This window comes from Cryobacterium sp. Y57, assembly GCF_002929505.1.
Taxonomy (GTDB): Bacteria; Actinomycetota; Actinomycetes; order Actinomycetales; family Microbacteriaceae; genus Cryobacterium.
Map to the genome: position 1 here is coordinate 120,561 of NZ_PJJL01000070.1, position 21,328 is coordinate 141,888.

Annotated in this window: 20 protein-coding genes and 1 tRNA gene; 8 read left to right on the forward strand and 13 right to left on the reverse strand. The window is 64.5% G+C overall.

Going from position 1 to position 21,328, the window contains the following annotated elements:
- Window positions 1–140: 140 nt before the first annotated feature.
- On the forward strand, window positions 141–482 hold the full coding sequence (locus CXY72_RS13330) for a helix-turn-helix domain-containing protein (RefSeq protein WP_104128153.1): 342 nt from the start codon (window positions 141–143) through the stop codon (window positions 480–482).
- Here CXY72_RS13330 and CXY72_RS13335 read toward each other — a convergent pair.
- The 3 genes from CXY72_RS13335 to CXY72_RS13345 all read right to left on the reverse strand — a co-directional run bounded on the left by CXY72_RS13335 (window position 458) and on the right by CXY72_RS13345 (window position 2,864).
- Entirely contained in the window at window positions 458–1,207 is a 750-nt protein-coding gene (locus CXY72_RS13335) for an ABC transporter ATP-binding protein (protein ID WP_104128315.1), read from the reverse strand. The two genes, CXY72_RS13330 and CXY72_RS13335, sit on opposite strands and share 25 nt — an antisense overlap.
- Window positions 1,208–1,230: 23 nt before the next feature.
- A complete protein-coding gene (locus CXY72_RS13340; RefSeq protein WP_233197830.1) occupies window positions 1,231–2,031 on the reverse strand; it encodes an ABC transporter permease in 801 nt (266 codons plus the stop codon).
- 140 nt (window positions 2,032–2,171) lie between these two features.
- Complete coding sequence (locus CXY72_RS13345) at window positions 2,172–2,864, reverse strand: NTP transferase domain-containing protein (protein ID WP_104128317.1); 693 nt, start codon at window positions 2,862–2,864, stop codon at window positions 2,172–2,174.
- Window positions 2,865–4,022: 1,158 nt separating this feature from the next.
- Between CXY72_RS13345 and CXY72_RS13350 the strand changes: the two genes are divergently transcribed.
- Genes CXY72_RS13350 through CXY72_RS13360 form a run of 3 tightly spaced genes read left to right on the forward strand, consistent with a single transcriptional unit; the run spans window position 4,023 to window position 6,639 of the window.
- Window positions 4,023–4,772, forward strand: a complete 750-nt coding sequence (locus tag CXY72_RS13350) for an ABC transporter ATP-binding protein (protein WP_233197845.1) — start codon at window positions 4,023–4,025, stop codon at window positions 4,770–4,772.
- Window positions 4,748–6,322 (forward strand): hypothetical protein, encoded by a 1,575-nt coding sequence (locus tag CXY72_RS13355; RefSeq protein WP_104128155.1) that lies wholly within the window; start codon window positions 4,748–4,750, stop codon window positions 6,320–6,322. The genes CXY72_RS13350 and CXY72_RS13355 overlap by 25 nt, the downstream gene beginning before the upstream one ends.
- Before the next feature lie 32 nt (window positions 6,323–6,354).
- Window positions 6,355–6,639 carry a DUF3039 domain-containing protein gene (locus CXY72_RS13360; RefSeq protein WP_104128156.1) on the forward strand — a complete coding sequence of 95 codons (285 nt, stop codon included), beginning with the start codon at window positions 6,355–6,357 and terminating at the stop codon, window positions 6,637–6,639.
- A gap of 18 nt (window positions 6,640–6,657) precedes the next feature.
- Here the strand turns inward: CXY72_RS13360 and CXY72_RS13365 are convergent, their stop codons facing one another.
- Complete coding sequence (locus CXY72_RS13365) at window positions 6,658–7,929, reverse strand: nicotinate phosphoribosyltransferase (protein WP_104128157.1); 1,272 nt, start codon at window positions 7,927–7,929, stop codon at window positions 6,658–6,660.
- Between the two features lie 131 nt (window positions 7,930–8,060).
- On the opposite strand from CXY72_RS13365, the gene murI reads away from it, so the two are divergent.
- From murI to CXY72_RS13385, 4 genes are all read left to right on the forward strand, one after another.
- Window positions 8,061–8,945, forward strand: a complete 885-nt coding sequence (murI, locus tag CXY72_RS13370) for a glutamate racemase (protein ID WP_104128158.1) — start codon at window positions 8,061–8,063, stop codon at window positions 8,943–8,945.
- Entirely contained in the window at window positions 8,942–9,676 is a 735-nt protein-coding gene (rph, locus tag CXY72_RS13375) for a ribonuclease PH (protein WP_104128159.1), read from the forward strand. Before murI ends, rph begins: the two co-directional genes overlap by 4 nt.
- 3 nt (window positions 9,677–9,679) lie before the next feature.
- Window positions 9,680–10,273, forward strand: coding sequence for an RdgB/HAM1 family non-canonical purine NTP pyrophosphatase (rdgB, locus tag CXY72_RS13380; RefSeq protein WP_104128160.1), 594 nt, complete (start codon window positions 9,680–9,682; stop codon window positions 10,271–10,273).
- 101 nt (window positions 10,274–10,374) lie between these two features.
- A complete protein-coding gene (locus CXY72_RS13385) occupies window positions 10,375–11,283 on the forward strand; it encodes a cation diffusion facilitator family transporter (RefSeq protein WP_104128161.1) in 909 nt (302 codons plus the stop codon).
- A gap of 18 nt (window positions 11,284–11,301) precedes the next feature.
- On the opposite strand, the gene CXY72_RS13390 is transcribed toward CXY72_RS13385, so the two are convergent.
- The 9 genes from CXY72_RS13390 to CXY72_RS13430 form a co-directional block, all read right to left on the reverse strand.
- On the reverse strand, window positions 11,302–12,039 hold the full coding sequence (locus CXY72_RS13390) for a VTT domain-containing protein (protein ID WP_104128162.1): 738 nt from the start codon (window positions 12,037–12,039) through the stop codon (window positions 11,302–11,304).
- Window positions 12,040–12,345: 306 nt separating this feature from the next.
- Window positions 12,346–12,427 (reverse strand) — tRNA-Leu (locus CXY72_RS13395).
- Between the two features lie 67 nt (window positions 12,428–12,494).
- Window positions 12,495–13,439, reverse strand: coding sequence for a LysR family transcriptional regulator (locus CXY72_RS13400; protein ID WP_104128163.1), 945 nt, complete (start codon window positions 13,437–13,439; stop codon window positions 12,495–12,497).
- 12 nt (window positions 13,440–13,451) lie between these two features.
- Window positions 13,452–14,495: a phosphotransferase gene (locus CXY72_RS13405; RefSeq protein WP_104128164.1), complete on the reverse strand. Its 1,044-nt coding sequence runs from the start codon at window positions 14,493–14,495 to the stop codon at window positions 13,452–13,454.
- Entirely contained in the window at window positions 14,492–15,751 is a 1,260-nt protein-coding gene (locus CXY72_RS13410) for an aminoglycoside phosphotransferase family protein (protein ID WP_104128165.1), read from the reverse strand. Before CXY72_RS13410 ends, CXY72_RS13405 begins: the two co-directional genes overlap by 4 nt.
- 2 nt (window positions 15,752–15,753) lie before the next feature.
- Window positions 15,754–17,562: an ABC transporter ATP-binding protein gene (locus tag CXY72_RS13415; protein WP_104128166.1), complete on the reverse strand. Its 1,809-nt coding sequence runs from the start codon at window positions 17,560–17,562 to the stop codon at window positions 15,754–15,756.
- Complete coding sequence (locus CXY72_RS13420) at window positions 17,559–18,794, reverse strand: glycosyltransferase family 4 protein (RefSeq protein WP_104128167.1); 1,236 nt, start codon at window positions 18,792–18,794, stop codon at window positions 17,559–17,561. Before CXY72_RS13420 ends, CXY72_RS13415 begins: the two co-directional genes overlap by 4 nt.
- A complete protein-coding gene (locus CXY72_RS13425) occupies window positions 18,794–20,071 on the reverse strand; it encodes a glycosyltransferase family 4 protein (RefSeq protein ID WP_104128168.1) in 1,278 nt (425 codons plus the stop codon). Before CXY72_RS13425 ends, CXY72_RS13420 begins: the two co-directional genes overlap by 1 nt.
- Window positions 20,061–21,248 (reverse strand): glycosyltransferase family protein, encoded by a 1,188-nt coding sequence (locus tag CXY72_RS13430; protein ID WP_104128169.1) that lies wholly within the window; start codon window positions 21,246–21,248, stop codon window positions 20,061–20,063. The genes CXY72_RS13425 and CXY72_RS13430 overlap by 11 nt, the downstream gene beginning before the upstream one ends.
- Window positions 21,249–21,328 lie beyond the last annotated feature (80 nt).

Consider the following 21,328-nt stretch of genomic DNA (forward strand, 5'->3'; position numbering starts at 1 on the left):
TTTCTCGGTGCCCTTGGTCGAGTGTACGGGGTACACCGGGACGCGCGCTGGGTTACCTGGGCGCACCCAGATACAAATACTGTCTTTCGTCAAAAGTCCACCCGCTAGTCAAGACTCCGCTGTGCCGCTACAACTGAAGAATGCTTGAGCCCAAATCAGAAGCCTCGCGACTGCTCGGCCTACGCCTGCGAGAGCGCCGTCTGGCGCTCGGGTTCAATCAGGAGTCTGTTGCGCTCTTGGCCGGACTCAATGTCTCGAATTACGCCCGCATCGACCGGGGGCACGGAAACCCAACGATGTACACGCTCATTCGTCTGGCGACCGTGCTGCAACTCGAGTTGAGTGACCTCGTGACCGGTCTCGCTCTCGAGCAGCTGCCGCCGACTCGCGACTCGTACATCGCGATCGAGTTTCGACGTTCCCAGAACGCCACGGCGAATCGGCGGCCAGGCTTGGGTCAGGCTGCTGGTTTGACGCCGTAGTCGGTGTTGTACCGTGCAAGCACGTCCGTGATCGGCCCGTCGAGCACCAGGTCGCCCTTGTCGAGATACAGACCGCGGGTGCAGAAACGTCGCAGATCGCGCTCATTGTGCGAGACGATGAACAGGGTACGCCCGCCCGCCAGGAGTTCCTCGATGCGGCGATAGCACTTTTCCCGGAAAGCTTTATCGCCCACGGCCAAAACCTCATCGACCAGCAGAATCGGCTCCTCCAGCCGGGATATCACCGCAAAGGCGATTCGTACTTTCATACCGCTCGACAGGTGTTTGTATGGCGTGTCAATGAAGTCGGCGATGTCGGCGAATTCGATGATCTCGTCGAAGCGTTCCGTGATCTGCTTGCGTGTCATGCCATGCAGACCGGCCGTCAGATAGACGTTGTCGCGCACACTGAGGTCATCCACGAATCCGCCGGTGATCTCGATCAGTGGCGCCACGCCCTCCGTGACGCGTACCGACCCCTCGTCGGGCAGCACGACTCCGGTCACGAGTTTGAGCAGGGTCGACTTGCCTTGACCATTGCGCCCGACGACACCGATGGCTTCGCCCGGTTGCACGGTGAAGGATACGTGCTGCAGGGCCCAGAACTCACTTGGCCGACTGCGCCGTTTATTGGCACCAAAAAGATCCTTGAAGTTTCGACGCCCACGCCGATTTCGGCGAAAGCGGATGCCGACGTTCTGCAGCGAGATCACGGGCGTTCCCATGGTGGACGCTCTCACCTCGGCCACTAGATCTCCTTCAGAACGGCACGTTCGGTGCGGCGAAAGACCAGCAATCCGAGCCCGAGGAAGAAGAAGGACATGACCGCGCTGATCACGACCGTGAACCAGTCGAGCTGCTCGGGAAAGAAAGCCGAGCGATAGAGACTGAAAATGCCGGTCAGCGGGTTGAAAGCAGCCCAGAAATGCAATTCGGGCGGTAAGTCGGTGGTGCCGTAGATGATAGGGGAGGCGTAGAACAGAAATCGCAGGATGAGTTTGACGGCCCGTTCCAGGTCGCGGAAGAACACCACGAGCGGAGCCACGAGCAGTCCGACGCCGGCGGTCAACATTGCCTGGATCACTATGGCGAGGGGGAAGAACAGCGCGTCGATGCTGAGTTCGGCGCCATACACGACTGCGAACAGCACCAGCACGGGCAGGGATGCCAGAAACTCGATGCCCTTGGACAGCACCAGACGGTTCACCCAGATGGTGCGGGGGATGCGCGTTGAGCGGATGAGTTTCGCCTCGCGCAGAAATGCGCGGGTGCAATCCGAGACAGCACCGTTGAACCACATCCAGGGCAGCAGGGCAGCCAGGAGAAACACGATGTACGGGGTGTCGCCGACGCTGCGGTCGAAGACCTGGGTGAAGACGAACCAGTAGATGCCGGCCATCACGAGTGGATCGAGAATGGACCAAAAGTAGCCGAGCGCTGAGGTCGAGTAGCGCACGCGCAGATCGCGCTCCGTCAGCAACCACAGCGAATGCCGATACCGGGCGAGCGGCGTGCGCTGTTCGGGGCGCACCTGGGCGTAACTACTCACGCGATCTATCGTATGGGAGCGCGGGCGGCGTTTCGTGCCAGTCGTGGCTGGTTCCTTCTATGCGGGGCTGGTTCCCGATGCAGCGACAACGAAACCCCCACGCCGAGGCGCCGGGGTTTCGGATGGGGCAAGTGCGTTGGTTAGACGAACAGGTTGGCGCGCTCGAGGTCCTCGGCGAAGTCCACTTCGACGGCATAAAAGTCGGAAATATTCACCGGCTCGACCAGCATGCGGTTCTGTTCGATAGCCAACTCGATGCCGCGTTCAAAGTAGTCCTGGTCGGCGACCTTGGCCAGCTGGCGGATCAGGGTTGCTTTGTCCGCGCTCGACACGTAGTTGATGCCGACGGCTTCGCCGAGGCCGTTCCTGACGGTCTTCGACAGTTCCTTGATATAGCCTTCGGCGCTCGTGGTGTATTTGACTTCTTCATCGGACACCTTGTCAGTGTTGACGGTGACGAAGGACTGGTCACGGGCCATCATGGCGGCAGCGCGGTCGAGGATGGCCGGGTCGAAGACCACATCGCCGTTCATCCAGAGCACGCCGCCGGACTTTGAAGTCTGCAGCGCACGCAGCAGACTCTTTGAGGTGTTGGTCTGGTCGTACTCCTCGTTGTACACGAAAGATGCCTGCGGGAACGCTTCAATGATGTGCTCGAGCTTGTATCCAACGACGATCGTAACCTGGGCAGCGTTGCCGAAGGCATGGTCGATGTTGTCGAACTGCTGCTGCATGATCGTGCGGCCATCGCTCAGTTCGGTGAGGGGCTTAGGCAATGAGCGCCCGAGACGGCTGCCCATTCCGGCCGCCAGAATAACCACCTGCGTCTTAATTGCGTGCGTTTTCTCCGACTGCGTCGTCACGATTATCTCCTCAAGAATGGTTGGGGTGACGCCGCAAAACCCGCTCTCGTTGCGAAGAGTTTGCTTAGGATTCACCCACATGTTCACGTAAAGACACACCGTTATGTCAGTCTCACCCTAACCTGTCGTCTCAGGATGAGGAAAGAATTGGCTCAGCACGTGTCCATTTCGTGATCCGGCACGGAGCCTACTCACAGGTTGAAACGGCCGCTGCCATTCTTGCGGCGCCCTCATGTCGGTGCTCCTTGGTAGATTGGCGGAGTGACTTTTGTGCCGCCCGACCCTGAACGAGACGACGAGCCTGTCGTGGACCGTTCCCCCGACTCGACGGAACCGCTCGCCGCGGATTCGACAGGCAGCAAGGCGGCGGCCAGCAAGCCGGCAGTGCGTAAGCCAGCAGTGCGCAAGCCGGCGGTGCGTAGGCCAGCGGCGGCCAAGTCGGCTGACACTCCGGCAGTTGCGGACGAGGGCGCAGGTAAGCCAGCTGTGGGGGAGCCAGCAGTGCGCAAGCCGGCAGTGCGTAAGCCAGCAGTGCGCAAGCCAGCGGCAGTCAAGTCGGCTGACACTACGGCAGTTCCGGTCGAAGGCGCGGGTAAGCCAGCCGTGCGTAAACCAGCTGTGCGTAAACCAGCTGTGCGTAAGCCAGCGGCGGTCAAGTCGACTGACACTCAGGCAGCTGCGGACGAAGGCGCAGGAAAGCCAGCCGTGCCTAAGCCAGCAGTGCGTAAACCACCAGTGCGTAAACCACCAGTGCGTGAACCAGCAGTGCGTAAACCAGCAGTGCGTAAACCAGCAGTTGGCACGTCGACGATGCCGAAAAAGCTGACGGCGCCAAAATTACCGGACGTTGCCCCGCCGGCCCGGGCGACTGAACAGACACTCGCCGAGAACGCAACCGACGAAACCACGCGCCCGTATGTGACCCGCGATGCGCTCGTCGCGATCGAAACGGAACAGCCACTGGGAACGCCCGTCGCGCCGCTGCCCGAACCGGGCATCGATCCACGTCCACAGGAAACGCCCGGAACGACCACACCTCGCGCCATCTCAGAGCCAGCCGCAACGGCCGTCATCTCGCCGGCGGCGACGTCGGAAAATGTCCCCGTTGTCGTTGAAGCTCCAACAGTCATTGAAGCCCGGGGACTCGTGAAGAGATTCGGTCACAATGTTGCGGTCTCCGATCTCGACCTGACCGTGCGAGCCGGTTCGTTCTATGGCATTGTCGGGCCGAACGGGGCCGGCAAGACCACGACCCTGTCGATGATCACCGGCCTGTTGCGGCCGAGCGCCGGGAACGTCACGGTGCACGGTATCGACGTCTGGGCTCGGCCGAACGAGGCCAAACGTGTGATGGGCGTTCTGCCTGACCGGCTTCGACTCTTTGACCGCCTCACCGGCGCACAACTCCTGTACTACGCTGGCACCCTGCGCGGCCTCGACAACGACACCGTGCGCAGCAGGTCAGCGGACCTCGCTGTGGCTTTCGGCCTCGAGGACGCCCTCAACCGTCTCGTTGCGGACTACTCCGCCGGCATGACGAAAAAGATCGCCCTGGCCTGTGCAATGATTCACTCCCCACGGGTGCTCGTGCTCGATGAGCCGTTCGAGTCCGTCGACCCGGTTTCTGCGGTCAACGTGACCGAGATTTTGCAGAAGTATGTGGCCGCCGGTGGCACTGTCGTGCTGTCCAGCCACGGTATGGACCTGATCCAGCGCGTCTGCGATCATGTTGCCATCATCGTGCAGGGCCGGGTCCTGGCAGCGGGAACCATCGACGAGGTCCGTGGCTCGAAGTCGCTGGAAGATCGGTTCGTCGAGCTCGCCGGTGGGCGCAAGGTCGCGGAAGGCATGGAATGGTTGCACAATTTTTCGGACTGAAACTCCGGTTGCTAACCAACCTGTTTCGTCGTAGCCCGTGGCAGGTTGTCGGCCTGGTCGTGGGACTGCTCTATGGTCTCGGTGTCTCCATCACAATTCTCGTTGCACTGGTCACTTTGCGGTTCGTCGGTGACCCCACACTGATTCGCGATTCGCTCACTGTGGCCGGATCGGCCGTGGCGCTGGGCTTTCTGATCATCCCGATCGTGGTCGGCATCGATGACAGCATGGACCCCCGTAAGTTTGCCTTTCTCGGAATTCCGAACCGTTCGTTGTCGCTTGGCCTGGCCGGTTCGGCGCTCATCGGCGTTCCGGCGTTCGCCCTGACGATCGTGCTCCTCGGCACCGTGGTCACATGGTCGCGCGGAATCGGTCAGACTCTGCTCGCTCTCATCTCCGCCGCGCTGATCCTTACAACCTGCATTCTGCTCTCGCGAGTCAGCGCATCCCTCGCGGCCTTTCTCCTGTCGACCAGACGCTCCCGCGAGTTCACCGGGCTGATCGGTGTCGTTGTGCTGGTCTTGATTTCTCCGCTCGTTGTCGTGCTGTTCAGCACGGACTGGGGCCGACATGGCCGCACCCTGCTGACCGCTCTCGCCACGATTCTGGGTTGGACTCCGTTCGGGGCAGCGTGGGCCGTTCCCGGCGACGCTTCCACCGGCGCCTGGGGTGAGGCCATCCTCAAACTGCTTATCGCCCTGGGGTCCACCTACGCGCTCTGGCTGATCTGGCAGTTCGTCGTGGCCCGCATGCTGGTATCGCCCGGCCATGAAGCAGCGGCGAAACAGTATTCCGGGCTGGGTTGGTTCGACCGGCTGCCGCACGGTTCCGTTGGCGCTATCGCCGCTCGTACCTTCACTTACTGGGCGCGCGACTCACGGTACTGGGTGTCGCTGATCATGATTCCCATTGTGCCCATCATCGCCATCCTGCCACTGAGTATCGTCGGCGTGCCGCTGCATTACCTCGCGCTCGTGCCGGTGCCGCTCATGTGCATTTTTCTCGGGTGGACCATGCACAATGACGTTGCCTACGACAGCACAGCAATCTGGCTGCACGTGGCTTCGGGAACGCACGGCCTGGCCGATCGTATCGGCCGGATCCTTCCCGCGCTCGTCATGGGCATACCGCTCATCGGCATTGGCTCGGTCATCAGCATTTCGTTCTACGGCGACTGGTCGGTGCTGTTGTCGATGCTGGGCGTGAGCACGGGCATCCTGTTGGCCGGTTTGGGCTTCTCGAGCTACACCTCTACTCGTTTTCCCTACCCGGTCACCAAACCCGGTGACAGCCCGTTCGCCCAGCCGCAGGCCACAGAGACCGCCGCGGGACTGGTGCAGTCGCTCACCTTCACGGGCTCAATCATTGTGGCGCTACCCGCGCTCATCTTCGCCTATCTCGGAATCGTCGAGGATCCGGCCTGGCATCTCGTCGCGCTCGGCGCCGGCGTCGGCCTCGGACTCGTGGCTGTGGTCGTGGGAATCTGGGTCGGTTCGCGTGCCTTTGACCGGCGCGGTCCTGAGATGCTGGCTTCTGCTCAACGGGCCTGACCCGTCGCGGGCAGAGTGTTTAGACTGGTGCCATGACTGAATTTCGTGTGAGCATTGCAGAACCCGGCCAGCCCGGCGGCGGAACGTCCACGCTTGATCGTGAGCTCGAGGAACTTCTGAACCAGGAGCAGATCGAACCCGGCGATCACGAACGTTTTTCGCACTATGTTCCCAAAGACAAGATTCTCGAATCGGCCATTTCGGGCAAACCGGTCAAGGCCCTGTGCGGCAAGAAGTGGCTACCGGGACGCGACCCGGAAAAATTTCCGGTCTGCCCGACGTGCAAGGCCATCTACGAGAAGATGAAGGCCAAGTAGCGCCTAATCCGCCCGGACTTATCGATACAAGGTCGGGATAACGGGCTCGCCGCGCCCTAAACGAAAAGCCTCGATTGGCAGTTCCTGCATGACGGATGCGTTGTGCGCGCGAGCGCGCAGCGTTCCGGCCGGTCCCACGTATCGTTCGTCGACGGTGCCGTCGCTGATCAGCGGAACCAAGAGGGCGCGTTCGAGGCCGCTGCGGGAATCAAAACTGTTGCCGGGGCCGTCACCGAGCAGAATGATCTCTTCCTGCGCGGTACCGGCGGAATCCACTCGGCGAAGCGCACTCTTGCGGCCACCGATGGACAGCTTCGCGGTCGACGTTTTGGCGACGGAGATCCAGTCGTCGCCGTGGCCCTTATGCGCGACGAGCTTGTAGACCAGGCCGGCGGCCGGCTCTCCCGAACCGGTGACCACCGAGGTGCCAATGCCGAAAGCGTCGACCGGGCTGGCCGACAGAGCCGCGATGGCGAACTCGTCGAGGTCGCTCGTGACGGTGATTTTCGTGTTGACGGCGCCGAGAGAATCGAGTTGCGCTCGGGCCGCCGCGACGACGATGGGTAGATCGCCGGAGTCGATGCGAATCGAGCCGAGCTCGGGCCCGGCGATCTTGACCGCCAGTATAATGCCGGCCGGCACATCGTAGGTGTCCACGAGGAGCGTTGTGGCGGTACCGAAGGCATCCACTTGCGCTTGGAACGCTTCTTCCTCGCTGTCGTGCAGCAAAATGAACGAGTGGGCGGCTGTCCCCATGGTGGGCAGGCCCCATTGGCGGCCGGCTTCGAGGTTGCTCGTCGACGCAAAGCCGGCGATATATGCGGCGCGGGCGGCGGCGACCGCCGAGTGCTCGTTGGTGCGGCGTGATCCCATCTCGGCGATCGGGCGGCCGAGGCTCACGGAAACCATGCGGGCGGCGGCGCTGGCGACCGAGATGTCGTAGTTGAGCACGCTGAGAATGAGGGTCTCCAGAATGACGCCCTCGGCGAAGGTGCTCTCCACCAGCAGCAGGGGAGATCCGGGAAAGTACGCTTCGCCTTCCTGGTAGCCCCAGACGTTGCCGGTGAAAGAATAGTCGGCCAGGTAGTCGAGGGTGGGAGTGCGCACGACGGCGTTGTCGGCAAGCCAACTCAGTTCCTCGGTGGTGAAGCGGAATTGGCGAATCAGCTCGAGCAGGCGGCCGGTACCGGCGACGATTCCGTAGCGCCGGCCGGTAGGCAGCCTCCGGGCGAACGCTTCGAACATGCACTCACGGTCGGCGGTCCCGCTCTGGATAGCAGCGTCGACCATCGTGAGCTCGTACCGATCGGTACGTAAAGCCGGGGTGCGGGCAGCTGGGCCGCCAGGTGCTGGCACGGGGTACGTGGGGGACGGGGTCACCCGGCACAGCTTATCCGCTTGTCGGGCTAGGCTTAGTCTCCGTGACGGATGCACCGATTGGTATTTTTGATTCCGGAGTCGGCGGCCTGACCGTCGCCCGGGCGATCAAGGACCAGTTACCCAACGAGTCCATTCTCTACATCGGCGATACGGCCCACTCGCCGTACGGGCCCAAGAAAATAGCGGACGTACGCGGGTTCGCCCTGGACGTACTCGATGACCTCGTGGCGCACGACGTGAAGCTGCTGGTGATCGCGTGCAACACGGCTTCGGCGGCGATGCTGCGGGACGCCCGTGAGCGCTACAGCGTGCCCGTGATCGAGGTCATTCAGCCGGCCGTGCGCCGCGCCGTCGCGACCACGCGCAACCAGCGAGTGGGAGTCATCGGTACCCTCGGCACTGTCAACTCGCGTGCCTACAACGACGCCTTCGCCGCCGCACCCCAGATCACGCTGTTCAGCACGGCCTGCCCGCGGTTCGTTGAGTTCGTCGAAGCCGGCGTCACGAGCGGCGCCGAGGTACTCGCCGTCGCTGAGGAGTACCTTGCGCCGCTACGCGCCGCGGGCGTCGACACCCTCGTGCTTGGCTGCACTCACTATCCCTTTCTGCGCGGTGCCATCTCATATGTGATGGGAGAGAACGTCACGCTGGTCTCGAGTGATACCGAAACAGCCAATGACGTCTACCGGGTGCTGGTGAGTCAGGGTTTGGAACGCGCACGCACGAGCCCACCCAGCTACCGTTACGAGGCCACCGGCGATAGCGCCGAGGATTTTCTGGCCCTGGCCCATCGCCTGATCGGACCCGAGGTCAGCCGTGTCGACCTGATCGAGACCGGCACACTCAACCTTGCCGAACTGGCAGCATCCAGTCGAAGCGGACCCCCGAATTCCCCCTCCACCCGAATCACTAGGAGCACACCGTGACCGAGACCCTGCGCGCCGATGGGCGCACCAACGACGAACTTCGCTCGATCACGATCGAGCGCGGCTGGAGCGACCAGGCCGAAGGCTCGGCGCTGATCTCGTACGGCCGCACCAGGGTGCTCTGCACGGCGTCGTTCACAAACGGCGTTCCGCGGTGGATGAGCGGCAAGGGTAAGGGCTGGGTCACCGCCGAATATTCGATGCTGCCGCGCTCGACCAACAGCCGCATGGACCGTGAATCGGTCAAGGGCAAGATCGGCGGTCGCACCCACGAGATCAGCCGCCTGATCGGTCGCAGCCTGCGCGCGGTGGTCGACATGAAGGCGCTTGGTGAGAACACGCTGGTGCTCGACTGCGACGTGCTGCAGGCCGACGGAGGAACCCGCACCGCGGCCATCACCGGCGCGTACGTCGCTCTCGCCGATGCACTCGAATGGGGGCGCACCAAGAAGTTCATCTCGCAGAAGGCGCAGCCGCTCATCGACAGCGTCTCGGCCGTGTCTGTCGGCATCATCGGCGGAGTGCCCATGCTCGACCTCGCCTATACCGAAGACGTGCGCGCTGACACCGACATGAACGTCGTCGTCACCGGGCGCGGCAAGTTCGTCGAGGTGCAGGGCACCGCCGAGGCTGCACCGTTCGACCGCAGCGAGCTCGACGTTCTACTCGACCTCGCCGTGAAGGGCGCCATCACCCTGACCGAATTTCAGACCAGCGCACTGGAGCGTTGAGCGGTGCAGATCGTTCTCGCAACGCACAACGCCCACAAGGTCGAGGAGTTGCGGCGCATCCTGACCACGCAGCTGCCCGGCATCGAGGTGCTCGCCTATGACGGCCCCGAACCGGTCGAAGACGGTGTCACTTTTACCGAGAACGCACTGATCAAAGCGCGCGCCGCCGCCGCCCACACCGGGCTCCCGGCAATCGCCGACGACTCGGGAATCTGCGTCGACATTCTCGGCGGGGCACCGGGAATCTTCTCGGCGCGTTGGTCGGGACCGGCCAAGGATGCCGGTGAGAACCTGCGCCTGCTGCTTTGGCAGCTCAGCGACGTTTCCGAGGAGCACCGCGACGCCCACTTCACGTGTGTGGCCGCTCTCGCCCTGCCCGACGGCACCGAGCGGGCCGTGACCGGCGAATGGCCTGGGCAGCTTCTGTTCCAACCGGCTGGCGCCAACGGTTTTGGATATGACCCGATCTTTCTGCCCGAAGGCTATGCCATTTCGGCGGCCGAGCTTTCGGCCCATGTAAAGAACCAGGTCAGCCATCGGGCGATCGCGTTCGAGGGTCTCGTTCCGGTGCTGCGCGAGGTGCTCGGCGCCTCCTGACGCTGCGTCAGATCGAGCAGTACTCGGATGTTGAGAACGGCATTCATTCCCATCTAGCCTGCGGGCTGGCAAGCGGGTTCGCGCGGCTCTAACGTTGAGCCATGGGTCACGATCACGCGCACGGCACCGACTCCAACCGGAGGCGACTGGCCCTTGTCATTGGCATTGTGTTCGTCGTGCTGCTGCTCGAGGCGATCGGTGCCTGGCTGACCGGATCGCTCGCTCTGCTGGCCGATGCGGGGCACATGCTGTCCGACCTGCTCGGGCTCATCGTTGCCCTGACGGCCACCGTCATGGCGGCACGCCCGGCGACGGACCGGGCCACCTTCGGTTTTCAGCGTACCGAGGTGTTCGGCGCGCTGATCAACGGGTTGATCCTGCTTGGCGTGGCGGGCGTCGTTTCGGTCGCTGCGATCGCTCGCCTGATGGCGCCGAGCGAGAGCGCTGTGCTGCCAGCTCCCATGCTCATCGTGGCCATCATCGGTCTGGCAGCGAACATCGCCGGAATGCTGCTGCTTCGTCCGGCGGCTGCCGGGTCGATCAACATGCGCGGCGCCTACCTCGAAGTGCTCGGCGACGCCCTGGGATCTGTTGCCGTGATCGTGGCCGCCATCAGTATTCTGATAACCGGTTTTGCCCAAGCGGATGCTGCCGCCTCGCTCGTCATCGCCGCCATGATCGTTCCGCGCGCTTTCGTGCTGTTACGGGACGTCGTGCGTGTGTTCAGCCAGTCCACGCCGGCCGACACCGATATCTCCGAGATTCGGCGCCATCTGCTCGGCACGGATGGCGTGGTCGACGTGCACGATGTGCACGTCTGGGCCATCACCAGCGGTGCGCACGTGTTCACCGCGCATATCGTCGTGGAGGCGACCGTGCTGGCACAGGGCACCGACGCTTTGCTCGATGAGCTGTCGGGATGCCTCAGCAAGCATTTCGACGTCGCTCACTCAACCTTTCAGCTGGAACCGACCGAGCACGCCGAGCATGAAGACCACCAGCACCGCTGAGCGAATCAGATGACGGCCTCAGCTCTCGTGGCGGCCGGTGTGGTTGGTCTTGAACGTCTCGGGGTCGAGCAGGTGACTGCCCGTGGCTGTGGTGGGCTGGCCGCGCAGTCGGCGGGCTTTCACGATTGACTGCACGTAGTGGTACACCGTGGGAATAAGGGTGATGACGACCGCGCTGAGCAAGATCAGGTCGATGTACGTCGTGACGAATTCGGCCACCGGCGGAATATAGCCGAGAAAGTACCCGCCGAAGGTCAGGCCGCCGCCCCAGAGCAGCGCGCCGATCAGGTTGTACAGCGTGTACTTGCGGTAGTCCATATGGCCGACGCCCGCCGCGACCGGTGCGAAGGTACGCACGATCGGCACGAACCGGGCGACGATGACGGCGACACCGCCGAATCGCGCGAAGAACGCATTCGTGCGGTCGACGTTCTTGATGCTGAATAGGCCGGACTCCTTGCGTTCAAAGACGCGCGGACCGAACTTATGTCCGATGAGGTAGCCGATTTCACCGCCCAGGAACGCGGCAAATCCGATGGCCAGGGCGACCCACCAGATATCAATCCGGATGACGCCGGCGGCGGGGAACGCGAGCAGACCGGTGATGATCAGCAGGGTATCGCCCGGAAGGAGAAACCCGACCAGCAGCCCGGTCTCGGCGAAGACGATCGCGCAGACGACGAGCAAAGCCCAGGGACCGGCCGACTCAATGATGTGCGTCGGGTCGAGCCAGGGAATCAGTGCGGTGTGAATCACGCGGGGAACTCCAGTCGGCGGAGGGCAGACGTTCGGGAAGCGACGGCGGGTGCCGAGTCACACGGTAGCGTCGAATAGTGAGAGAACGCCGGGCCGCCGGGCCCTGAAACAGTGGGGGCCATCAGATAGTTGTGGGGCTGGTCGAGGTCGCGGGCCGTGCCATCCGCGCAGGACGCCCCTGCTGAACGGAATGAACGTTCCCAAAAAAATGCCGGTTCGGCAAAAACCGAACCCTCGCATGACCCGAAGGACGTCGACGATGCCCCCGTGGGAAGCATGCTGTCAAGGGCTGAAGGGCGAACCATGTGCGGGAGAGGGGACTTGAACCCCCACGCTCGAAAGCACAGGATCCTAAATCCTGCGTGTCTGCCAATTCCACCACTCCCGCTGGTGCCTTTCTAGTGTAGTTGTCCAGCTGCACGGTTGGGTGTAGTTGTCCGGTTGCGCGGATCGGTCTAATCGGCGGGGACCGTCCCCGCACTGACGTTACGGCCGAGTAGCGCCGGCGCATAAGACTCCATTTGCGCGCGGAGTGCCGCGACGAGCGCCGCGACGGCCGGCAGCCGCAATGACTCGGTGCGTAAAACCATCCAGTACGGCAGTCGTTCCTGAAAATCTTCTGGAAGGAGGCGCACCAGGTCTGTATGCTGATCGGCCATGAAGCAGGGCAGAAATCCAACTCCGGCGCCGGCCCGGGTTCCCTCGACGTGCACGAACACGTTGGTGGAGCTGAGCGACTCCCGCATCTGCGGCACGAGCCGCCGAGGGGCATCGAGATCGTCGACCTGAAGCATGGAATCCACGAAATACACGAGGGGATGCTCGGTCAGCTCGGCAATGGTGGTCGGTGTGCCGTGGGCCTTGAGATAGTGCCGTGAGGCGTACATTCCGAGGCTGTAATAACCGAGCAGAATCGACTCCGCCCGGTGCACCTGTGGCTCACCCACGACGACTTCGATGTCCAGTCCCGAACGGTGCTGCAGGGCCCGCCGGGTGACGGTGACGATTTCGACGCGCAAGAGCGGATGCCGGCGCTGCAGTACGGCCACGGCCGGGGCCGCGATATAGGCGCTGAAGCCGTCCGTCGCCGACATGCGCACCACCCCGGAGATCTTTTGGGCTTCGGCGTCGGAACCACGCAATAGGCTGACCGCAGATTCCACCCCCTCGGCCGCGGTGCGGGCGCGTTTTCCGAGCTCGGTCAGCTCCCAGCCGCCCACGGCGCGGGCCAGGAGACGGCCGTCGAGGGCCTTTTCGAGGGCGGTGATGCGCCGGGACACCGTGGTGTGGTTCACGCCCAGGCTTTCAGCCGCGGTGGTGAATCGGCCGGTGCGGGCGACCGCGAGAAAGATGAGGAGATCATCGGGAGTGGGAGCGGTGCCAGCCGGCGGAAAGGTCATACGCAATTATGCCTAGGCGCCCGGCTGCCGGCAGGTCTCGGCGCGCAGCACCGCGGCGAGCGCGGCCCATCGGGGTCGGAAGGCGTAAAGGCAGCCCAGACGAAACCAAGCCGCAGCTTCGTATGCGTTCACGCGTTCGGGACCGACGTGAAGTTCGTCGGCGACCGAATCGATCAGGCGTGCGGCGTGCGTGCGGCGTTCGGAGCTGAGAAGCCCCTGCCGCTCGCGAAGCGCCAGGTGCGCGCGCAAATTGCCCAGGTCGAGAGCAGGCTCCGCATTCGCTGCGGTGTCGAAGTCGATCAGACCGCTACCGTGCGTGGAATCCCACAGAATCTGTTTGTCGTGCAGGTCTCGATGGGCCGGGCGCAATGCGTCGGCTGTTCCAGCGACCAGCCCGGCGGCAACTCGATCGGCGACCTGCACGAGGCGAGACGACGAGGGTGACGGGGTGAAACTGGTCAGTTTCGCCGCCCACGACCGTACGATGGCCGCTTCGGCGAACGCGTCGTGCGCGGGAAGTGACGGATCTGCCGGTGCGGAGCCGATCGAATCCACCCACGCGCTGCGCCAGGCGTGCCAGCCGCGACCCCACTCGAGGCCAGCGGCCGGATCCGCTCCGAGATCATGCAGTGAGCGTCCGGGAACGGTGGTGGCGGTGACGACGTCTCTCGTCACTGCCACGATGCGCGGCTGGAGGAAAGCGGATGCCAGCCCCTCGACGTTTTGCATTGCCGCCACTGCAGCGGCCGCGCGACCCGGCCGAAAGACCTTCGCGTAATTCGAGCCATCTGCAGAACGCACGACAGCGCGACGCCCGGGACGGTGTACCACGATCCAACCCGATCGGGCGGTAGCGGTGAGGTCGGGGAGCTGGTCGTCGTGGCCGAAGCGGCCGAGGACGGCGCCGCTTGACGCTGTCCAACGGCCACCACGTACCTGACCGTCGCGACCGGCCCGCGCCTCGAAGGTCGCTCCGCTATGACGATCAGGCCAGGCGCGTTCAATCTGCCAGGTGGTTCCGTCGTCGTCGGCGCTGGGGGGCAGTGAAAGCATCATGATTCCAGCACCTGTTCGGCGGCGGTGAGAATGTGTTCGACGTCACCGACCCAGTCCGCGGCCCGGTACCGGAACGGATCGATGGCGCGGCTGAGCAGCGCGTGAGCGAGCCAGCTGTTGATCGCATCCGGGTGCAGTTCGCCGCCCGCGTCGGCGTAGCCGTCAAACAGGGCGACGGCGAGGTCCGGGCTCCTGAGGATGATGGCGGCCGCGGCGAAGGAACCGAGGTCGCGCTCCGGATCCGACCAGCCGACCCGATCGAAATCGATCAGGTGGATCTCGCGGGGTCTAACGAGCACCTGATCGGGCGAGAAATCACCGTGGGTGAGAACTGGGTTGCTGGGCCGGTCCGATGTGGCACGGCGATTGTTGATGGCCTGGGCCAGTCGGTGCGCGCGGTGGGCGAATTCGGGCAGGACGACCGCAATGGCGCCCGCCGCACGCGCGGATTCGGATTCGGCCAACGCCGGGTCGGCGGTGCGGGCGCCGATCGCAAACTGGCCGGGTGCCAGGCGGAGGGAATGCAGCGCTGCCAGCGCCCGCCCGGCCGCACCCGCCGCATCCGTGCTGTGGACGGCGGCGAGGTCACCGGTACCCCACCAGTGACCGGCGACGACATCACGCAGGCCTCCGGGATGCCATAACCGAACGACCGGAATGCCCTCGGAAGCAAGGTGATCGAGAAATTCGACCTGACGGAATTGTTGGTCGGCCCTTGCGCGGTGGGTGCGCGGCGTGACCTTGACGACGAGATCGGTCGCCCCCGACGTGCGCAGGAGCAACCGCCGGTGCGGGTTGTGCCGGAGCAGGGTCGATGTTTCGGTCAGTTCAGGGCAGACCTGATCCAGCCGCGTGAGAGTACCGGCGAGCCTGCGGTCAGCTGATGCCGTGCCGTGCACGGTTCCCCGGATACCCTCCATTCGTGCGGCAGCGGCGTTGCCGCGTCGCGCGTTCATCAGACTCTTGTCCACCTTGCTGTCGTCGACATAGCTGGCGAGCCAGCCGTGGTCACCCCACCGGTCGTGCGGTTCGGCGAAACGGTCGCTGGAGTAGGTGATCACCACGCTTGATGCCGGCTTGTAGCGGATGCGGGTGACGTGTGCCGGGCAGTTGAGTGCGGCGGACAGCTCCTCGTCGTCGTTGAAAACCAGTCGGAGCGCCGCCACGCGGGGATCCCGAGAGATCAGATCCTGCTCAGCGGCGTGAGACCTCGCCGTGACGCGGCCGTTCGGCAGCGGGCTCGTAATGGCCATCATCGTCACGACCGGATCCGAACGGTCGTCTCCTGCTCGGCCAGCCAGTTTGACAGCCGGCTGCCGGGTGACTTGAGAAGTTCTGCCGGGGACCCATCTTCGACGATCCGACCGTCTTCGAGCCACAGCACCCGGTCCGCGCGATGCACGGCGTGGGAAGCATGGGTGATCGTGATGACCGTTCGACCCCGAATAAGGGTTTCCATCGAGGCTTCGACGACGCTGCGACCGCTGGGGTCGAGACCGGTCGTGGCCTCGTCGAGGATGACGATGGGGGCATCGCGCAGGACGGCACGAGCAATGGCGATGCGTTGGCGTTGGCCGCCCGACAAGGTGTTGCCACGACCGCCGAGTATCGTCTCGAAGCCGCTCGGCAGGGCGGTGATGAATTCTTCGGCATTGGCAATCCGGGCCGCGTCCTCGACGTCGGCGTCGGTCGCGTCTAGGCGACCGTAGCGGATGTTCTCCCGCACGGTCGTGGCGAACAGCACGGAATCCTGCAGCAGGATCGACACCTGCCCGCGCAGGCTGCGCAGCGTCACCTCCCGCACGTCGGTGCCGTCAATGCGCACGCTGCCGGAGGACGGGTCGACCATGCGCAGGATAAGACCGACCAGGGTGGATTTGCCTGAGCCGGACGGACCGAGCAGACACACATTCTGCCCGGCCGGAATCTCGAGCGACAGCCCGGCGAACAACGGCCGGCCGTAGCCGTCCGGGGCGTGCACGTCCTTGAACGTCAACCGGCCCATGCTGTGGTCGAGCGGCCGAGCGGTCGGCGAATCGAATACCTCGATGGGTTCGGCGAGGAGTTCGGCGATGCGTTCGCCCGAGGCGGTGGCCCGCGCGATGCGCCCGGTGTACTTGGCCAGGTCGCGCAGCGGTTTCATGGCGATCTTGAGATACATCATGAACATGACCAGTTCGCCGAGAGTCATCTGCCCGTCGATGACGCGCCATCCGCCTCCGGCGAGCACGATCGCGGTCGCGACTCCGACGATGATGTCGGTTCGGCGTTCGAGCCCGGCAGCCAGACGGCGACTTTTGATCCCCTCGCGCAGCGCGGTCTCATTGCCGCTGCGGAAGGCTCCGGAGACGGTGTGCTCCAGACCGTATGCCTGGACCACCCGGATAGCATCGAGCGTTTCGGCTGCGGTATTAGCGAGTGATCCTTCGCCCTTCCTGGTGGTGCGGGAAGCGGAGGTGATGGCACGTGAACTGCGTCGCGACGACAACAGGTACGCTATGGCCGCGCCCACAACGACGAGGGCGAGGAGCGGATCCAGCACGACCATGACGATCGTGAGCACGAAGAATGTCAGCACGTTGGCGAAAAGTGGAAGCCCGGCCGTGACGGCGACTTCCTGCAGCCGGCCGATGTCTCCGACCAGGCGTTGCACCGTATCACCGGACCTGGCGGCGGCGTGGTAGCGCAGGGAGAGTTCCTGAACGTGGGTGAACACCCGCGTACGCAGGTCGGTCGCAACGCGAGACCCGACGAGGGCGAACGCTACCGTGCTCAGATAGCTGCTCACGGCGCGCCCCGCCGTCAGCGCCACCAGAGCTGCTCCGCAGACGAGCAGCAGCCCAATGGTCGCCGGCGGCGTGGTTGAGCCGGCCGGAAGGGTGGCGCCGAGACTGGCCGTGACCGAATCGATCACGAATTTCACCGGCCACGGTTCGAGAACGCACAGCGCGACCTCGATCAGCAGCGCGATCAGGCCGCCGCTGACCAGTTTCCAGTGCCGTCCGATGTGGGGGCGGACGATGCGCAGGCTTTGACGTAGGGCACTGGGCTCGCGTGAGCGCGTCATCGTCGGCCACCGATCAGCAGCGCGGGTTGCGGCGCGACCGCGTCGGCGGCCTTCAGCTGCGCTTGGTCGGCCGCGCTGAGGTGGCCGAGGATCCGGCCCACTACAGCCCACCAGTCATGCCGCTCAACGGCGAGTGCGCGTGCGGCGCGGCCCAGTCGCACGCGCAGGGCACGATCGTCATTCACCCGGCCGAGCGCATCCGCGAGGGCCACCTCATCGCCGGGCGGAACGAGCAGCCCGGTGCAGTCGTCGACGATGACGGTGGGAATCTGGCCCACCGCCGAAGCGACGACGGGGAGTCCCGCTGAAAGGTACTCGTAGAGTTTGAGGGGAGAGAAGTATTGGTCCTGGCCGGCCGGATACGGTGCGGCGGCCACGTCGAAGCCTGCCAGCAGCTCGGGCACCCGTTCCGGCGCCACGGCCCCGGTGAACTCCACATCGAGCGGGTAATTCGAAGCCAGCTGGCGCAGCGCCGCCCGTTCTGGCCCATCGCCCACGATGCGCAGGCGCCACGGCAGTTTGGCGGCACGCCGACCGGAATTCGCGCGTGCGGCAGATTCAGCCCGGGCGGTGGCGCGGATCAGTACATCGACGCCATGCCACGGTTTCAGGGTGCCGATGAAGCCGACGGTGAACCCGGACGTCACTGACGCGTGCGCTGGGGGCACGATACGCCGGGTATTCACTCCATTCGCAACGACTGTGATACGACGAGGCGATGTTGTGAAGGGTCGGACCCAGGCGGCGACGGGCTCGGAGACGCACACGACCACGGCTGCGGCCGTCACCACCCGCCTGGTGTCGGCACGGGCGCCGGCCTCGTCCACGAGGGTACGATGCGTGCGCTGTTCATCGATGAGCGGGGCGTTGACTTCGAGGATCACGGGGGACCCCGTTGCGCGGGCGATGACGGCCGAGGCTGTGCTGAACAAGGAGTAGCGCTCGTAGACGAGGTCGCATCCGTCTTCGATCGCGGCGTCGGCGAGGCTCTGCGCGGCGCTGGCGATGGCGCGTTCCCGTTCGGCTGGTGACTCGGTGGCCGCTACCGTGCGCACGACGACGGGGAGGTCGTGCAGGTCAGCCGGTACGTCGCTGCCACGCCGGGTGCAGTACACGGTCACGGTCATATCGCGGTCCCGGAAGGCGCGCACCACTTCTTGCACGTGCACCGAGGAGCCCTTCGTGCCGAAGACGGGAACACCGGGGTCGACACACAGATAGGCGACGCGCATCAGGCCACCGCCATCGGTGCGAGTGACGCCGGGTGGTTCGCTAGTTGGCTCGCAGCAGAGTCGGTGTGGGCACACAACTCGCCCAGTACTCGGGCCTGACGGGCAGAATCGAACGACTCCTCGACCACCCGGCGGGCGTTTCGGGCGAGCCGACCGAGGTTCGCGGCGGGATCAGCGGCTCCGCGCATGGCAGCCACCAGGTCGTCAAGACTGCCGGAGCGGCACAGGATTCCGGTCTCTCCCGCGCGGACGATCTCGGGGATACCCGTCACATCCGTTGAAATGCAGGGAACGCCGAGGGCCATCGCCTCGAGTATGGAGGTGGGGAGCCCATCGGCGTTGCCATCGCTGCCGACGATGCAGGGAGCGACGAACAGGTCAGCGGCAGCCAGCCGCAGGGCCACCTCGGTCTGCGACACCGGGCCGAGCAGCCGAACGATACCGAACAGTCCGAGACGATGGATCTGTTCGCTCAAAGCCCCGGTCAGTTCGCCCCCGCCCACGATGTCCACGGTCAGCGCGACGCCGCTATGGTGCAGTGCGTGCGCCGCATCGACCAGCAGGCTGAAGCCCTTTTTCTCGACCAGGCGACCAACAGCGATCACCGCGAGGGGCGCACTGGGTGGTCGGTGCTCGGTGAATGGAAAGCGGGCGAGTTCCAGTCCGTTGTAAACCCGGTGCAGTCGTAAGGTCTCGGCCGGGAACCGGCGACGCAGATAATCGAAGTTGTATTCGCTCACCGTTACGGCATGATGGGCCCCGGCCAGTTTCACAGCCAGGTCCGTCGGGTCCACTGACTCGTGGAAAAGATCTTTGGCGTGAGCCGTGAATGAGTACGGCACCCCCGTGAGCAGCGACGCCAGGCGGGCCACCGTTGTGGCGACCGAGGCGAAGTGGGCGTGCAGATGGGTGATGCCGTATTCCCTGACGGCGCGGGCCAGGCTGACCGCCTGCACCGCGTCGTCGACATCGGCCAGCAGCAACTCGTCGAGACAGGCGGACATTGCCGACCCGACGCCGGTCTTGGCCGTGGACTGGAATTCCGCCCAGAGCAGGGAGGTTTTCCACGGCCGGTCGATGTAGACGACCGGCGCGGCCACGCGGGCTAGTTCCGCATGAAAGCGAGAATCGACCGGCGGCCGCAGGGAGAAGATGACCAGATTCTCACCGGCGGCTTCGCGGGCGAGGATCTCGGACACGACGAACGTCTCCGAGAGCCGGGGATACATTTTGAGCACGTAGCCGATCCGAGGGGATCCGGAATGGTCAGACAGCATGTTGCACCTCCGCGGGTTCGCGAACCCGCTGTTTGGAATTGAGTAGTGCCGCCGCGAGCACGGCGACTGTCTCCAGGCCGTCGAGGTTCACTGCGCTGCGCGGAACGACCCGGCCGACGTTCGCAGCGAACCAGGCCGACAGGAAGGCCGGAGTCGCGGTGTCTGTCGTCACGGTCTCGACGAGTCCGCGGCGGGCCAGTGCTGCGGCGCGAATCGTCTGCTCCTGCCGTCGGGCCTCGCGCGGTACGACCAGGGTGGGCGCAGCGGTCGTCATCACTTCGCTGATCGAGTTGTATCCGCCCATACACACGACGGCGGCTGCGCGGCGGAGTAAGGCGAGGGCATCCGGAACCGAACGCAGGATGCTCGTGCCCTCGCGTGCCACGGACGTGATCTCGGCATGATGGGCGTCGGGCATCTGTGGGCCGGTCACGACTAGATGTCGGTATCCGGGTGGCGCGGTCGCACGGGCCGCAGCCGAGGCGAGACGATGACCGTCGGAACCGCCGCCAACGGTGGTGAGGATGAAGGGCTCGCTGTCGCTCGTTGTATGCCCGATCGGCCGACCGTTGGCGAGGTAGCCGGTATGCACCGCGAGGTTGAGTAGCGAGGACGGGATTTCTCCGGTCTCGAATGCATTGTGCACGCGCGGGTCGCCGTACACCCAGAGCGCGTCGAACAACCGTCGGATAGCGCTGGCACCGCCGATGGCCCGCCACTCGGCGAGGGCGACGGCGGGACGGTCGAGCACCTCGCGAAGGCCAAGCACGATGGCGCACTCGGGCCGGGTTGAGCGCAGGCTCACCAGGGCGCTTTCGAGTTCTCGGCGGGCGCCGAGTGCGTGCCGATCAACGATCAACAGGTCGGGGGCGAACTCGCGCAGGGCGACGCGCAGAATGCTGGCGCGAATCGACGTCATCGTGTCGATGCCCAGTGTGAGATGACGCGGGCGGTAGCCGTCAACACCGGTGGTGATGCCGGGCAGCACCAACCAGTCCCAACCGGCGGGAGTGGGGAAGGACGTTGCGGCACTCTGTCCGGTGACCAGAAGTCCGCTCACCGGTTCGTGGATGATGGACGGAAGGTACAACGACAGTGCGTGCGCGATGGCGAGGTTCCGCCGTACGTGTCCCAGCCCGATCGAATCGTGCGAGTACAAAACAATCCTGGTGACCATGGCATTCCTCCCGGGTTTCGACCGTCGTGGTCGTGAAATCAGAGTCCGGCCTGCGCGTGAGGTACGGATGAGTAAACAGT

What these genes read in the sequence shown, in the direction of transcription:
- CXY72_RS13330 (WP_104128153.1), top strand. Translation starts at nt 141, where the DNA reads ATGCTTGAGCCCAAATCAGAAGCCTCGCGACTGCTCGGCCTACGCCTG.
- CXY72_RS13335 (WP_104128315.1), bottom strand. Translation starts at nt 1,207, where the DNA reads ATGGGAACGCCCGTGATCTCGCTGCAGAACGTCGGCATCCGCTTTCGC.
- CXY72_RS13355 (WP_104128155.1), top strand. Translation starts at nt 4,748, where the DNA reads ATGGTTGCACAATTTTTCGGACTGAAACTCCGGTTGCTAACCAACCTG.
- CXY72_RS13360 (WP_104128156.1), top strand. Translation starts at nt 6,355, where the DNA reads ATGACTGAATTTCGTGTGAGCATTGCAGAACCCGGCCAGCCCGGCGGC.
- CXY72_RS13365 (WP_104128157.1), bottom strand. Translation starts at nt 7,929, where the DNA reads ATGGTCGACGCTGCTATCCAGAGCGGGACCGCCGACCGTGAGTGCATG.
- CXY72_RS13385 (WP_104128161.1), top strand. Translation starts at nt 10,375, where the DNA reads ATGGGTCACGATCACGCGCACGGCACCGACTCCAACCGGAGGCGACTG.
- CXY72_RS13400 (WP_104128163.1), bottom strand. Translation starts at nt 13,439, where the DNA reads ATGACCTTTCCGCCGGCTGGCACCGCTCCCACTCCCGATGATCTCCTC.
- CXY72_RS13405 (WP_104128164.1), bottom strand. Translation starts at nt 14,495, where the DNA reads ATGATGCTTTCACTGCCCCCCAGCGCCGACGACGACGGAACCACCTGG.
- CXY72_RS13410 (WP_104128165.1), bottom strand. Translation starts at nt 15,751, where the DNA reads ATGATGGCCATTACGAGCCCGCTGCCGAACGGCCGCGTCACGGCGAGG.
- CXY72_RS13415 (WP_104128166.1), bottom strand. Translation starts at nt 17,562, where the DNA reads ATGACGCGCTCACGCGAGCCCAGTGCCCTACGTCAAAGCCTGCGCATC.
- CXY72_RS13420 (WP_104128167.1), bottom strand. Translation starts at nt 18,794, where the DNA reads ATGCGCGTCGCCTATCTGTGTGTCGACCCCGGTGTTCCCGTCTTCGGC.
- CXY72_RS13425 (WP_104128168.1), bottom strand. Translation starts at nt 20,071, where the DNA reads ATGCTGTCTGACCATTCCGGATCCCCTCGGATCGGCTACGTGCTCAAA.
- CXY72_RS13430 (WP_104128169.1), bottom strand. Translation starts at nt 21,248, where the DNA reads ATGGTCACCAGGATTGTTTTGTACTCGCACGATTCGATCGGGCTGGGA.